A 15,539-nucleotide genomic window follows, 5' to 3' on the forward strand; every position below is an offset into this window, starting at 1 on the left:
GATTACAGTGGTAATTGTTTCTATCTGGGCGTTTATTTTTGGTATGCTTAAGAATAAGAAAGACTCAAAATGAAAGGATGACTGCGTTTGGTTAAAAATAGAAAAGAGACGTTTAAATTAGACACACATCCTAAGGCACCTGAAGAATCAATAGTGACTTGGGGAAATTACCGGTTTACTGTACTCACTGCAGCGATGATTCGTCTTGAATATGATCCGGAAGGAAAGTTTGAAGATGAAGCAACACAAACGGTTCTGAATCGAGACTTTGATACACCTGATTTTGATTTGAAAGATACTGATGAATACATTGAAATCATTACGAGTCACTCGCATCTGATGTTTTATAAAGCGGAAGGCGGGTTTACAAAGCACAACCTGAATATTGAAGCGATAGGGAATTACAGTTTATATCACAGCACATGGTATTTTGGAGAAAAGCCGGAATCACTGAAAGGAACAGCGCGTACGCTGGATTTTGCAGACGGCGCGATCGAACTGGATGAGGGCCTGATGAACAAGAATGGCTTTTCTGTTTTCGATGACAGTAACTCTATGCGTCTGACCGAGGACGGCTGGGTTGAAAAGAGACCGGGAAATGTGACGGACATGTATTTCCTTGGGTATGGAAGAGATTACCTTGGTACACTCAAAGACTATCATTATCTAACCGGAAAGACACCACTCCTTCCGCGTTATGCATTAGGGAACTGGTGGAGCCGCTATTATGCTTACAGTCAGGATGGCTACAAACGCCTGATGACTGAATTTCAGAAAAGGGAGATTCCATTTTCTGTCGCCGTGATCGATATGGACTGGCATGTAACGGATATCGCACCTGAATATGGATCGGGCTGGACTGGTTACACATGGAACACTGATTTATTCCCAGATCCTGATGAGTTTTTAAGCTGGCTAAGTGACAATGGTTTGAGAACGACATTAAATCTTCATCCTGCAAATGGGGTACAGCCTTTTGAGGAAATGTATGAACCTATGGCCAGAGAATTAGGGGTCAATGTAGAAGAAGAAGAACCGATCGAGTTTGACATTGCCAACCCTGAATTCCTGGAGGGTTATTTTAAATACTTACATCATCCTCATGAAGAAATCGGAGTAGACTTCTGGTGGATCGACTGGCAGCAGGGCAGTGTGACAAAAGTCGAAGGCTTGGATCCACTCTGGATGCTGAATCACTACCACTTCCTGGATCATGCACGTGAAGGCAACAGAGCACTGATCTTTTCCCGTTATGCAGGGCTTGGATCTCACCGTTACCCAATCGGTTTTTCAGGCGACACAGCGTCTACCTGGGACTCTCTTCACTTCCAGCCGTATTTCACAGCTACGTCATCTAACGTAGGGTACAGCTGGTGGAGTCATGATATTGGTGGACATATGGGTGGCATAAAAGATAATGAACTGTTTGTCAGATGGGTACAGTTCGGCGTGTTTTCACCAATCAACCGTCTGCACAGTCAGGACGGCGAATTCAGCGGAAAAGAACCGTGGCGCTATGGACAGAAAGCGAATGGCATTGTAACTGAATTCATGCAGCTGAGACACCGCCTGATTCCGTATCTTTACACTATGAACGTGCTTAACCATATGGACGATTTCCCACTGATTCGTCCGATGTACTATCATTATCCTTGGAAAGATGAAGCGTATGAAGTCCCGAATCAGTATTACTTCGGAACTCAGATGATCGTTGCACCAATAACGACGCCAATGAATAATGATTTGCGTTTAGGGAAAGTTAAAGTCTGGCTGCCTGAAGGAAATTGGTATGACTTCTTTAATAACCGGTCGTATGAAGGAGACCGGATGATCGATGTCTATAGACCGATGTCCACATTCCCGGTATTCGTAAAAGCCGGCGGGATTTTGCCAATGGATCAGAATCATCAGAATCATACAGATAATCCTGAAGAGATGGAGCTGCGTGTATACGCTGGTGCAGACGGGAATTTCTCTTTGTATGAAGACGATGGTTTAGGCAAAGGCAACCATCAGGTAACGACCAAGATGCAATTTAAATGGAGAGAGAATGAAGATGAATGGGCAATGCTTCAAGTTGGACCTCCGGAAGGCAGCATAGAGGTGCTGCCGGAGTACCGCCAATACTCTTTATCTCTTGTCGGATTCAAGTGTACTCAAATGCCTGAAGTATATGTTAATGATGAAAAGGTCGATATAGAGATTTCTAAAGAAGGAAAGTGTACGAAAGTGGTTATTCCTAAACAACCTGTCGAGTCATCTTACACTGTTTACTTTAGAGGTGTCGGCCTTCGTAAGAATGATATGCATGGCGAATTGTTCAGGTTCCTGGACCGTGCTCAAATTCCTGCGAGTTCTAAAGAGAAAATCTTTACGACGATCGTCAAAGGCAAAAGCAGTGCACGCGTCATTAGTGCATTACTGGCACTTGATATCGATCCGGATCTAATGGATGCCATCAGTGAAATTGTCTGGGCCAACCCGGATGACGTCTCCTGATAAATTAAAAGGATAAAGGAAAGAAAATAGATCAGGCCTGCTGACTGACCAGATTAATCAGCAGGCTATGACTTATTTTTCTTTCCTTTTTCGTATGTACTAAAGCGAATACATGATACAATAACAGGTAAGTTCAATAGAAAGTGAGCATCTTATATGACTAAAATTGTATTTTTCGACATCGATGGAACACTGGTTACGAAATATAATACAGTCCCTCAATCGACAAAAAAAGCCATTACCAGACTAAAAGAAAATGGGCACATTCCCGTGATTGCTACAGGACGAGCGCCTTTACTGATTGAAGAAATCATCAAAGAACTTAAAATAGACAGTTATATTGCCATGAATGGTCAGATCGTCGTCCACAAAGGAGAAGTCGTTTTCGATAATCCGATAAAAAAAGAGACGGTGGATCGCTTGACGGCCAAAGCTGTTGAACGGAGCAATGGAATCATTTTATGCGGAGCTGAAGATATATTCAGTAATTCGATTGTTTCACTCGCTAAGAGAAGTTCAGCGTGGACAGTGTTAAAAGGGATTGGGAAAATCATACCAGGTCATCTGCAGCTCTCACTCTTTAAGCGGCTGATCAGAAAACCGCCTAATCCAAAAGACTATGAAGGAAAAAATATCTATCAGGTCATTATTGAAACCTCAATGGATGAAGAAAAAAGCTATAAGACTGAATTTCCAAGTCTGAACTTTGCCAGATCCAATCGCTATACCGTGGATATCATCAGTGAGGGCATTTCAAAAGCAGTGGGTATCGAAAAACTACTTGAGAAATTGGGCATGGAAAATAAAGAGACCTATGCTTTTGGAGACAGTCTGAATGATTTGGAAATGCTGGAATATGTAGAGACCGGTGTCGCTATGGGCAATGGATGGGCTGAAGCTAAAGAGGCCGCTGATTACGTCACTGATCCTGTGGACGAAGACGGAATTGAAAAAGCACTTAAGCACTTCAACTTGATCTGAAGAGGCCGCAGTCATATATTATAAAATCAGAACTTTTTAGCGTATTAAAGCTGTGCTATACTAGGAAAGTATGTTTAAACGATTTGTTTGCAATGTAATCACAAAAAGGAGGACAATCACTTGTCTGAGCGAAATTCATTTTATATCACGACACCTATCTATTACCCGAGCGGTAATTTGCATATCGGGAATGCCTACACCACCATAGCGTGTGATGTACTAGCCCGTTTTAAACGCTTGAAAGGGTTCGATACCTTTTATTTAACAGGTACCGACGAGCATGGACAAAAAATTGAAACAAAAGCGACCGAAAAAAATCAGACACCTCAGGAGTACGTGGATGAAATGGCTGAAAGTATTCAGTCACTTTGGCGGACTCTGGATATTTCTAATGATCAGTTCATTCGAACAACGCAACCGAAACATAAGGAAGTTGTGGGGAAGATATTCGAAAAACTGCTGGAGCAAGGCGATATCTACCTGGGAGACTATGAAGGATGGTATTCTGTTTCCGACGAAGAATTTTTCACTGAGACTCAGCTGCTAGAAGTGTACCGCGATTCTGAAGGCAATGTTACGGGTGGTTTAGCACCAAGTGGACATGCTGTCGAATGGGTCAAGGAAGAGTCTTATTTCTTCAGAATGAGCAATTATGCTGACCGGTTACTTGAGTACTATGAAGAACATTCAGAATTTATTCAGCCCGAGTCACGTAAGAAGGAAATGGTCAATAATTTTATCAAGCCGGGACTTGAAGATCTGGCTGTTTCCCGCACGACATTCAACTGGGGCGTTCCTGTTCCGTCTAATCCGAAACATGTCGTCTATGTCTGGATCGATGCCTTGACAAACTATATTACAGCATTAGGATACGATCCTGATCTGGGCGGATTTGATGACCAGCCGGAGATGTTCAGAAAATACTGGCCGGCTGATGTTCATATGGTTGGGAAAGAAATTGTCCGTTTCCATACGATTTACTGGCCTATCTTACTTATGGCGTTAGACCTGCCGCTTCCTAAACAGGTTTTCGGACATGGATGGCTGCTGATGAAAGACGGCAAGATGTCAAAGTCTAAAGGAAATGTGATTTACCCTGAAAAACTGGTGGAGCGTTACGGCGTTGATGCAGTGCGTTATTACTTGATGAGAGAAGTGACATTTGGCAGTGACGGCGTATTTACGCCTGAAGATTTTGTGTCTCGAATCAACTATGATCTCGCAAATGATTTAGGTAACCTGCTGAACCGGACCGTTGCAATGATGAATAAATACTTTGACGGAGCTGTTCCTGATTATAAAGGGGACATGACCGAATTCGACGAAGCGTTGAGACTTCAAGCGCTTGAATCGATCAATGAATACGAAATAAGTATGGACCAGATGCAGTTCAGCTCGGCTTTACAGTCGGTCTGGAAACTGATCTCCCGTACAAATAAATATATTGATGAAACAGCTCCATGGGTGCTGGCCAAAGACCCTGACCAGAAAGAGCAGCTTGAAAGTGTTATGACACATCTGGCAGAAAGCCTGCGGGTCACGGCGACATTGCTTCAGCCGATTCTGGTTCACACCTCTTATGCGATTGCTGAGCAGATAGGACTTGAAGCAGCGGATTTATCTTTTGATTATGTGGACTTTGGTCACTTCCCACAAGGCAAAACAGTCGTTTCAAAAGGAGAACCTATTTTTCCTCGACTGGATGTCGATAGCGAAGTGGAAGAAATCAAAAGCTGGATGGCAAGTGGTGAACCGGCTGAGGAGGTTGAAGACGCCTTTGATCCTGAAAACACACAGCTGACGTCTGTTAAAGAAAAAGAGATTAAATATGATGTGTTTGATAAAGTGGAACTCAAAGTTGCGGAAGTCATATCAGTTGGTAAGGTAGAGAATGCTGACAAATTACTGAATTTCAGACTTGATGCAGGAGATGAAGGGGGACACCGTCAAATCCTTTCAGGAGTAGCTGAGTTTTACCCAAATCCTGAAGAGCTTGTTGGAAAAAAAGTCATCATCGTCGCTAATCTGAAGCCGAGAAAAATGCGTGGCGAAATTAGCCAGGGCATGATTTTGTCAGCTGAAGATACTGAAGGAAACTTAACGATAGTCGATGCACCTAAGCATATGCCCAACGGGTCTATCGTCGCTTAATCATTACAATAAGCTTATTCCAGTAAAGTCTGAGACGGTCATGTCTCAGCTTTATTGGAATTTTTTTTGCTGATAGTGTATTCTGAACAAGATGAAGCGATCGATTCCACAAGAGAAAGGACTATAAATCAATGTTATTTGATACACATACCCATATTAATGTAGACCAATTTGAAGGTGAAGAAGCTGAAGTGATCAGTAGAGCAAGAGACAACGGCGTCACTAAAATGGCGATCGTCGGATTTGATACGCCGACCATAAAAAAAGCAGTCGAACTGGCTCACACCTATGAAGGGTTGTATACCATCATCGGGTGGCACCCAACTGAAGCAGACAGCTATTCAGATGAAGTGGAAGAAAAACTGATCAGTCAGTTGTCTGATGAGACGGTTGTCGCGATGGGGGAGATGGGTCTGGATTACTACTGGGAGACTGCACCAAAACCTGTTCAGCATGATGCTTTCCGAAGACAGATTCGTGTGGCAAAAGAACTGAATCTGCCAGTCAGTATTCACAACCGCGATGCGACAGAAGATACCTTCAGGATACTGAAAGAAGAACATGCCGGAGACACTGGCGGGATCATGCATAGTTTTGGTCTGGATACGTATTGGATGGAGAAATTTCTGGACATCGGGATGCATATATCACTCAGCGGAGTGGTAACGTTCAAAAATGCAAAAGAAGTAAAAGAAGTGGCGAAAAATGTGCCGTTCGACAAGCTTCTGATTGAAACGGATGCCCCCTACCTTGCGCCTACACCAAACAGAGGAAAACGGAATGAGCCGGGTTACATAAAATATGTAGCGGAAGAAATTGCTGCCCAGAGAGAACTGACCTTTGAAGCAGTGGCTCATCAGACCACTCAGAATGCACTGAAACTGTTCAGGTTAAAGGAGTAAGACTGTGGATAAGATTAAAGAAGTAATCGTAGTCGAAGGAAAAGACGATTCGAAGCGACTGGCTTTAGCCGTAAATTGCGACACAATCGAAACGATGGGATCGGCCATCAACGAAGAAATACTGGAACGGATCGCACTAGCTTATGAAGTCAGGGGCGTTATTGTATTTACAGATCCAGATGGGCCGGGGGAAAAAATCAGGAAAATCATTTCTCAGAACGTTCCGGGAGTCAAGCATGCTTTTTTGCCAAGAGAAGAAGCAAGAAGAACAGTCAAGAATAAAGAAAGCATTGGCATCGAACATGCCTCTGTAAAATCCATCAGAGAAGCACTGGATAAAGTAGTGGAAGAAAGGATTGAATCGTTACCGACTGTTTCGAAACAATTCTTGATCAGTGAAGGATTGATAGGTACCCCTCAAGCTAGTATGCTCAGGGAACGACTCGGAAACGAATTGCGTATTGGCTATACAAATGGAAAGCAGCTGGAAAAACGGCTGAATATGTTTGGTATCTCTGAAGAAGAGGTCAAAACAGCACTGGATAAGATCAGAAAGGAATTAACTAATGACTGAACATAAAGATATCGCGACCCCTTTAAGGACAAAGCAGATTTTAGAGAAATACGGATTATCAGCCAAAAAGAGTCTGGGCCAGAATTTTATAGTCGATACAAACATTTTAAGTAAAATCGTCAATGCCGGTGAGATAAATAAAGAAACGACGGTTATAGAAGTCGGACCAGGAATAGGGGCATTAACTGAACAGCTGGCAAAGAAAGCAAAGAATGTTATTGCGTTTGAGATAGATGATCGTTTACTGCCGGTTCTCGAAGATACCTTATCTCCTTATGATAATATTGACATCATTCATTCAGATGTTTTAAAGGTGGATATGAAGGCTTTTGAGGCGTCTCATCTGGCTGATGCAAAAGAGGTCGTACTGGTCGCTAATCTACCATATTATATTACGACACCTATCATCATGCGGTTTCTTGAATCGGGGTTGGTACTTGACCGAATGGTATTAATGATGCAAAAGGAAGTGGCCAGCCGTATTTCTGCTTCACCAAGTACTAAGGCTTATGGATCGCTTTCTGTAGCAGTCCAGTATTATATGGATGCGGCTGTGGCATTTACTGTGCCAAAAACCGTCTTTGTCCCTCAACCAAATGTGGAATCAGCTATCATCAGATTATCTGAAAAAACAGAGAAGAATGTGCAAGTTAATGATGAACCACTCTTTTTCAGGCTGGTCCGTTCTGCTTTTGTTCAGCGACGAAAAACACTATGGAACAATTTACTGGTCGCTTTCGGTAAAGCAGATGACACAAAAGCAAAACTGGAGCAGGGACTGGAGATGGCATCAGTCGATCCCAAACGTAGAGGCGAGACCCTGACGATAGAAGAATTCGCATCACTGGCTAATGCGTTCTCGCAACTCGGTCTTGAATTCGATTCAGAAAAATAGTACGCTAATAATGAAAATTTCATATGAAAACCCTGGGAGAGTTCTTGGTGACCATTGTGTCATGAGTAGTCCTGAAAGTGGCGAATAAGCCTTATCCCTATCAGATCGTAAAAATCTGTCGTGACCTGAACTGGATGATGCCAGCGGAGGGAGTGGGTGGAGTCAATAATGTGAAGTAGACTGTGTCTGCTCAGCTAATGCGTCAATGAAGAATCTTTCAGGCGTCATATTATTCTGTCTTTCTACACTTCTGTCTTAACGTTCATCAGTTAAGGGAAGTGTTTTTTTGTATAAAAAAGGAAGGAAGAGTGGAAATGAAAACAAAAGCATTGGTTTTTACAGCGTTGTGTATTGCAATCGGCTATATTGGAGGGAGTCTGATCGTTATCCCGTTAGGATTTGTACGAGCTGCACCATTTCAGCATTTTATGAACATTATTGTCAGCTTTCTTCTTGGGCCATGGTACAGTCTGGCTCAGGCATTTGGGGTGTCAGTTTTACGAAATATTACGGGAACTGGCTCACTTCTGGCATTTCCGGGAAGCATGATCGGGGCATTTCTTTCAGGTTATCTCTACAGAAAAGGACATAAATTCTATTTACTGGCTGTGGGGGAAATAGTGGGAAGTGGGATTATGGGGGCTTTAGCCAGTTACCCTGTCGCACGCCTTTTCTTAAGCTCGGAAGCAGCATTATTCGGGTTTGTTCCTGTATTTTTTATCAGCGCGCTGATTGGAACGATAGGGGGCGTACTGCTGGCTTATCAGATGAGAAAGCATACCGCATTTTCCAAATTCATGCAGGTAAAAGCTGAGAAATAGACATGGCCGTTTCTTTTTGGAAAGATTAAACACGAACATTAGAATGCTGAAATATGAGCGTATTATTAGGGTTCAAAACTGAAAAGAAGGAAAAAACCGTAGAATAAGCATTTTTAAGTCTCTCTTTAATTTAATCTTCACAGAAAACACTATCTTTATTTTACAATTAGCTTACAATTTTCGTCTTTTTGTGTTATAGTATAGATAATACTTTGTGAGGTGAGTCGAAAATGCCAACTACTTTAGCGAGCATCAAGAAATCCTTGGACAGTCAAATCGGAAGAGAAATCAAATTGATTGCCCAGGCCGGAAGAAAAAAGACAACAGAACGCAAAGGAATACTAACTGAAACATATCCATCAGTATTCGTCGTAGAGTTAGATCAGGATGAAAATGCAGTAGATAGAGTTTCATATAGTTATACTGATGTACTAACTCATTCAGTTGAACTGGAATTTGAAGAAGAAAAAGAAGTCGTATTAAACTAATTAAAATGCTGGTAGTATAATTTTATATTATACTACTTTTTTTATGCTCTGTTTTGTCTGACAGATAGTAATCGTTATCTTTTTATAAATCGTGTCATCTGTTCTACAATAGGAATAAGCTGATGTTTTAGGAGGGATGAGATGGAGGAGCTTGAAAAAGCACCCGCTAAAATCAATTTATGCCTGAATGTATTAAATAAGAGAAGTGATGGATTTCATGAGGTGGAAATGGTTATGACACCCATCGATTTAGCAGATCGACTGAGTTTCACTTTGAAGACGTCAGGAATCACAATCGACTCCGACAGTTCATTTATGCCGCTGAACGAAAGAAACATCGTCTATCAGGCAGCTCTGCTTTTGAAAGAAACTTATAATGTTGACTCTGGAGCGCATATTTATATCGAGAAAGCGATACCGATCGCTGCCGGGCTGGGTGGTGGAAGCAGTGATGCAGCTGCGACTTTACGAGCTTTGAATCGCTTATGGAAACTGGATCTAACACTTGACCGTCTGGCTGAATTGGGTGAAAAGATTGGATCGGATGTCCCATTTTGTATATTTGGTCAAACAGCCTGCGTTACCGGAAGAGGTGAAAAAGTAGAACCCATAACCCCCATTCCTCACGCGTGGGTAATAGTGGTCAAGCCTCCAAAAGGCATCTCAAGCTGGACTGTTTTTAAGGATTTGGCTATCGCGAGCCTACCGTCCTACAGTATCGATGAGATGAAGAACGCTGTAGAAAAATCGGACTACAAGAAAATGGTTAAAGCTGCCGGAAATGCTCTTGAGCAAAAAGCGATGCTGCAGAATCCGGTGATCGGAGACATAAAAGAAAAAATGATCAGTTTTGGAGCTGATACTGCCTTAATGAGCGGAACAGGTCCAACTGTTTACGGGTTGACTCAAAATTATAGTAAAGCTAAACGAATCGTCAACGGCTTGAAAGGATTCTGCCAGGAAGTCTATCTGGTCCGAACCATCAATTAACGTACCAGTGTGTTCCAGAGAATGACCGGTTTAAGACCTGTCAGGAATTGGAAGACACTTTTTTTGTTTTTTCTGTTTGACAAAGAAGATTAGACGTGGTTAAATGTAAAACGTAAAGATTACGATTTACTAATTTGGGAGGAGATAATGATGAATAAGAAATGGATCAAGTTTTCGAGTGTTGCACTATTGACTTTGTACTTAGCAGCGTGTGATACGCCTGATGAGGAAGCAGTAGAAGAGGAGTCTGCAGAAATCGTTGAAGAAGAGGAAATGTCTGAAACAGCAGACCAGTCTGAGGAAGAATCAGGGGAGACTGACGAAGAAATAGACTCAGATTCAGATATAGAGGACGATGAAGAAGCCGACAGTCAGGCTGAACAGGATGAGCCTGCTGCTGATCTAATGGAAACCGTTCAGATCGAAGGGATGGGCGAGTATTATCACACAGGCGATCTAGTGGAGCTGACGGCTGTTTTGTCTGAAGACAGTGATTACGATGACTGGCAGTGGTACTTGAGAACAGATGATGATTCTGAATGGGAAATGATCTCCGGACAGAATACAAACGAGTTTATCGGTGAAGCACCGGAACACACCGTTGAGATGCGTGCTGTGCTTTATGATGACGATCATCAGGCATATGCAGAGTCAGAAGTCATAGAGCTGGAAGTAGACAATCATTAATAGATAGGATTGAAGCGGCTGAATGACTAAGCCGCTTTTTCCGTGGATAAATAGACCTTGACATTTCAGAGGTGCGCATGATACTTTATATACCGTAATGATTACGATTTGGATTTTATAAATTAAGGAGACAATTATGACTAATAAAATATACAGACGTCTGATTCCCCTACTGTTAATGGCTATAGGGTTATCAGCCTGTACGTCAGACGGAGACGAAGCAACAAGTGAAGAACAGCTCTCTATTGTAACATCTTTCTATCCGGTATACGATTTTACCCAGCGGGTGGCCGGAGACAATGCTGATATAACATTAATGGTGGGGAATGGGGTAGACCCGCATAGTTACGAGCCCAGCGCGCAGGATATTGCTGGAATCAATGAAGCTGATATGTTTGTTTACAGCAGTGAGGAAATGGAGTTTTGGGTGCCCAGCTTGCTCAACACGGTTGAAAATGATGATTTAAATATCGTACGTACTGCAGATGGATTTGAAAGTGAATCGCATTACGACACACTTGGAAGTGCCGACGAGGAGTCTGGCGGATCAGTTGAATCTGTATCCGACGCCCCTTATGATGTTTCATTAATAGGAGTAGGTGGACATTACCACAGTGGAGATTCGATTACGGTACTTGCACAGCATGAAGAAGCCTATGAATGGGCGTGGCATGTAAAAGATACCGATGGACAGTGGAATAGAATAGAGGAAATTACAGATGAACGATTTGAATATCAGACGGATTCGGATGATTTCTACGTTCAGGTGGTGGCTGTTGATCAGGACGGATATGATTTAGCCCAGTCTGAAGTTGCTCATATCCAGATTGATGACCATGTTGAAGAAGATCCTCATATCTGGCTGGATCCGGTACTGGCTCAAGATCAGGTACGCATGATCCAGGAAGCGCTGATAGAAGTCGATCCTGAAAATGAAGCTGACTATACTGAGAATGCTGAAGCATTTATTGAAGAACTGAGAACTATACATTCAGAATATGAAGAGGCATTCGCTGATGCAGAAAACAGGACGTTCGTTGTTCAGCATCAGGCGTTTGGATATATTGCAAGTCGATATGAATTAGAACAAGTGGCTATCGGTGGACTGTCTACTGAAGTTGAACCCAGCCCTTCACGCATTGCAGAAATCAATGAACTGGTCAACGAGCATAATGTGCCTGTTATCTATTATCAGCAGGGAGCAAATTCATCGATAGCACAGACTGTCGCCGACGAAACAGGGACAGAAACGGCTGTTCTTCATGATCTGGAAACCTTGTCTGAAGAACTTCGTGAACAGGACGCCGGATATATAGAAGCTATGAGAGAAAATCTGGAAGCTTTAAAACGGAGTATAGAATAAAGAAGTCGAGCAGGAGTGTCGCTGATCAGCAGGGCGCTCCTTGTTTTATGGCTGACTACTAATAGAGCTGTTCTTTTTGAAGAAGTCAGTTATAATGAGTAGTGACACTATTAAAGAAAGGTCGATTATACATGGAGTACATTAAAGTTGATGACCTTGCTTTCCATTATGAAGACGAACCCGTTCTGGAAAACATTTCCTTTGAGGTAAACTCAGGGGACTTTGTTATGCTGACTGGTGAAAATGGAGCAGCAAAAACGACGCTACTAAGAAATATATTAGGACTGTTGAAACCATCAAAAGGCAGTGTGACGATTTCCGATCAGAACCGCCGGAATGACAAACTGGTTGTAGGGTATGTCCCTCAGCAAGTATCTTCCTTCAACGCAGGGTTTCCCAGTACCGTTCTGGAATTAGTCCAGTCCGGCCGCTATCCAAGAGGGAAATGGTTCAAAAAACTGGACAAAGAAGACAAGGAACATGTTAGACGCTCACTTGAATCAGTAGGGATGTGGGACATGCGCCATAAAAAAATTGGAGAACTTTCCGGTGGACAAAAACAGCGAATTTCGATTGCCCGTGTATTTGCTACGGATCCTGATCTATTTGTACTAGATGAACCGACGACAGGAATGGATATTCATTCCCGAGAAGAATTTTACAAATTACTGCAGCATAATAGTAAAGACCATGGTAAAGGGATCTTAATGGTCACACATGATCACGAAGAACTACGTCACTATGCTAATAAACACATTGAACTGATCAGGAAGGAGGATTCCCCGTGGAGATGTTTTTCTATGGATTCATGCAAAGAGCCTTCCAGGCATCATTCCTTATCTCACTGATTGCTCCCATACTTGGTCTTTTTCTTATTCTCAGAAGACAGTCGCTGATGGCAGACACGCTGTCTCATGTCTCTCTGGCTGGGGTTTCGTTAGGAATGCTTTTAGGGATCGATCCTACCTGGACCAATATCCTTGTAGTCATCGCGGTGGCGATCCTGCTGGAATACCTCCGTATCGTCTACCGTACGTATTCTGAGGTTTCAGTTGCAATGCTGATGTCTGGTGGCATGGCTGTCGCCTTAGTGCTGATGGGATTGAATGAAGGAGGAACGACCGTCAACATCAATCAGTTTTTATTTGGGTCGATCGTGACTATAAGCCAACAGCAGATCTGGCTGCTGCTTATTCTGACGATAACGATTGGCGTCTTGTATATCATTTTCAGAAAACCAATGTATATCCTGACTTTCGATGAAGATACGGCTTATACTGCCGGTCTGCCCATCAAGCGGATGTCGATCTTGTTTAATATCCTCACAGGTGTCACAATAGCCGTCATCATGCCCATTGTCGGAGCGCTGCTGGTTTCAGCTATTATTGTACTCCCTGCTGCTATTTCAATGAGATTGAGTAAGAGTTTTAACGGCGTCATTCTGATCGGGATTGCGATAGCCATCATAGGGATGTTAAGTGGACTGACCGCTTCTTATCAGTATGGTACGCCTCCAGGAGCATCCATTACCCTTGTCTTTATCACTATTTTCGTACTGACGTCGCTTCTGAAAAAACTGTTTTCGAATTCCCGGTACGAACGTCTGAACAGACGTCGAAACATTACAGGTGATACTGAATAAAGCTTAAAACCAGCCCTTCAAAGAGAATAGTCTCTTTGGAAGGGCTCTTTGTGATTTATTTGTCATAATTTAGAAAAATTTTTTTCAATATAGTAGCACTGGTAATGGTACTATGGGGATGTAGATACATAAATATGAGAGAATGAGTATCAGGAACGGAGAATAACATGCTTGCTGATTTATTTGTCAATATCTGTATTGTTGTTGCCCTGATTTTTTTATACATGAAATTGCGGTGGAAAAAAGCTTACGAGCAAGGCTATTCTGTCAAAGGAGTTCTTATAGATGGTTTCAGTGGAGGTTTCATGGGGTACATCTTAATGTACTTTTCCATAAATGTCACTAATGAAACACTGCTTGATTTAAGGTATGTGCCCATTATGCTGCTGGTTCTGTTCATTGGTAAAACACCGGCTTTTATCAGTAGTGTGCTGATCATATTCAGCCGTTTTTTAATCGGTGTTAACCGTTCGGCGCTGTATGCAGTAGTCATGATCAGCCTTTTATTTATTGGATATACCATCCTGGAAAGGCTGCTGAAAAACCGAAAAGACCTGAAGACTAAGGCAGTTTACATGACCTTATTTTCCAATGCTGTGGTTACATACTTTTTAGTTATTCTGGTGGGAGAGTTTAGACTTGTCGGTACAATTTTTATGATGTACTGGGTGATTTCGACTATTGGTGGAATCTCTGCCGTCTTCTTAGTCGATTACATTAAGAAATCGGAATACCTTTTCTCCCAGTACGAAACTGAATCGTCGAAAGATTTCCTGACTGGACTGTATAACGTCAGGCACTTTGATAAAGTCTGGGAGCGCAATGCAGAGACGGTGAAAAAGAAGCAGGGTACACTGGCCCTTTTGATGCTGGACATCGATCACTTTAAAATCATAAATGACAATCACGGACATGCAGTTGGCGACTTTGTTCTGATCGAATTAAGCAGTCTGATGGAACAGACCATTGCCGATAAGGGCACTGTTTTTAGAAAAGGCGGGGAAGAGTTTGCTGTCATCCTGCCCGACTGTGATAAAGCTAAGGCCTTGAAACTGGCAGAACAGCTGAGGTTTAATGTCGACTATCATGAATTTATCACAGCCACAGGCGAACAGCTGAAGGTAACGGTGTCGATCGGGCTCGCTTCTTATCCGGAAACAACGCATGAAACCAGAACGATGGTTGAGAAAGCAGATTTGGCACTCTACTTATCCAAAAGTTCGGGAAGAAATCAGGTCAGTGTGTAAACCGCCCGTCTGGCTGAAGCAGTCTATTTTATTGATCCGCAGGTGAAACTGAGTGTCAGTTCAGAAGAAAGAATACACTTGGTAAAGGAAAAGAAAGAAACACTGTTATGAAGTCAAATGCTACAAAAGAGGGAATGTCGCTGAGGGCATTCTTTTTTTTTTTTGCATTCTGGATGAACAGTATGATCGGCTATTCCCAGACAGATTGAAAAAAAATTTTTTCTTATGGTGAATCTCTGTTAAAATAGAGAATAAGGTTAAAAGAAAATGATAGTGCAATGAAATAGATAAGGTAGAGG

Annotated in this window: 14 protein-coding genes; all 14 read left to right on the forward strand. The window is 42.4% G+C overall.

All coding sequences use genetic code 11. The features are described from left to right. Positions 1-87 precede the first annotated feature (87 nt). The 14 genes from CLV38_RS02615 to CLV38_RS02680 all read left to right on the forward strand — a co-directional run bounded on the left by CLV38_RS02615 (position 88) and on the right by CLV38_RS02680 (position 15,240). Positions 88-2,499 (forward strand): glycoside hydrolase family 31 protein, encoded by a 2,412-nt coding sequence (locus CLV38_RS02615; RefSeq protein WP_106191131.1) that lies wholly within the window; start codon positions 88-90, stop codon positions 2,497-2,499. 156 nt (positions 2,500-2,655) lie between these two features. Beyond that, complete coding sequence (locus CLV38_RS02620) at positions 2,656-3,480, forward strand: Cof-type HAD-IIB family hydrolase (protein WP_106191134.1); 825 nt, start codon at positions 2,656-2,658, stop codon at positions 3,478-3,480. Positions 3,481-3,600: 120 nt separating this feature from the next. Beyond that, on the forward strand, positions 3,601-5,631 hold the full coding sequence (gene metG, locus CLV38_RS02625; protein ID WP_106191136.1) for a methionine--tRNA ligase: 2,031 nt from the start codon (positions 3,601-3,603) through the stop codon (positions 5,629-5,631). Between the two features lie 131 nt (positions 5,632-5,762). Then, complete coding sequence (locus CLV38_RS02630) at positions 5,763-6,533, forward strand: TatD family hydrolase (RefSeq protein WP_106191138.1); 771 nt, start codon at positions 5,763-5,765, stop codon at positions 6,531-6,533. 4 nt (positions 6,534-6,537) lie between these two features. Beyond that, positions 6,538-7,107: a ribonuclease M5 gene (rnmV, locus tag CLV38_RS02635; RefSeq protein WP_106191140.1), complete on the forward strand. Its 570-nt coding sequence runs from the start codon at positions 6,538-6,540 to the stop codon at positions 7,105-7,107. Beyond that, positions 7,100-8,002 carry a 16S rRNA (adenine(1518)-N(6)/adenine(1519)-N(6))-dimethyltransferase RsmA gene (gene rsmA, locus CLV38_RS02640; RefSeq protein WP_106191142.1) on the forward strand — a complete coding sequence of 301 codons (903 nt, stop codon included), beginning with the start codon at positions 7,100-7,102 and terminating at the stop codon, positions 8,000-8,002. The genes rnmV and rsmA overlap by 8 nt, the downstream gene beginning before the upstream one ends. A 314-nt stretch (positions 8,003-8,316) precedes the next feature. After that, positions 8,317-8,823: an energy coupling factor transporter S component ThiW gene (gene thiW, locus CLV38_RS02645; RefSeq protein WP_106191144.1), complete on the forward strand. Its 507-nt coding sequence runs from the start codon at positions 8,317-8,319 to the stop codon at positions 8,821-8,823. Between the two features lie 230 nt (positions 8,824-9,053). Then, complete coding sequence (locus CLV38_RS02650) at positions 9,054-9,311, forward strand: Veg family protein (RefSeq protein ID WP_106191146.1); 258 nt, start codon at positions 9,054-9,056, stop codon at positions 9,309-9,311. A 141-nt stretch (positions 9,312-9,452) separates the two neighbouring features. Then, positions 9,453-10,301 carry a 4-(cytidine 5'-diphospho)-2-C-methyl-D-erythritol kinase gene (gene ispE, locus CLV38_RS02655; protein WP_106191148.1) on the forward strand — a complete coding sequence of 283 codons (849 nt, stop codon included), beginning with the start codon at positions 9,453-9,455 and terminating at the stop codon, positions 10,299-10,301. A gap of 147 nt (positions 10,302-10,448) precedes the next feature. After that, entirely contained in the window at positions 10,449-10,988 is a 540-nt protein-coding gene (locus CLV38_RS02660) for a hypothetical protein (RefSeq protein WP_170068792.1), read from the forward strand. Between the two features lie 136 nt (positions 10,989-11,124). Further along, positions 11,125-12,351, forward strand: a complete 1,227-nt coding sequence (locus CLV38_RS02665; RefSeq protein WP_106191153.1) for a metal ABC transporter solute-binding protein, Zn/Mn family — start codon at positions 11,125-11,127, stop codon at positions 12,349-12,351. 131 nt (positions 12,352-12,482) lie between these two features. After that, positions 12,483-13,199: a metal ABC transporter ATP-binding protein gene (locus CLV38_RS02670; protein ID WP_106191155.1), complete on the forward strand. Its 717-nt coding sequence runs from the start codon at positions 12,483-12,485 to the stop codon at positions 13,197-13,199. Beyond that, entirely contained in the window at positions 13,136-13,993 is an 858-nt protein-coding gene (locus CLV38_RS02675) for a metal ABC transporter permease (protein WP_106191158.1), read from the forward strand. Before CLV38_RS02670 ends, CLV38_RS02675 begins: the two co-directional genes overlap by 64 nt. 167 nt (positions 13,994-14,160) lie before the next feature. Continuing rightward, complete coding sequence (locus tag CLV38_RS02680; RefSeq protein WP_106191162.1) at positions 14,161-15,240, forward strand: GGDEF domain-containing protein; 1,080 nt, start codon at positions 14,161-14,163, stop codon at positions 15,238-15,240. Positions 15,241-15,539 lie beyond the last annotated feature (299 nt).

This window comes from Alkalibacterium olivapovliticus, from assembly GCF_003003275.1.
In the GTDB taxonomy this organism is placed as follows: Bacteria; Bacillota; Bacilli; order Lactobacillales; family Carnobacteriaceae_A; genus Alkalibacterium; species Alkalibacterium olivapovliticum.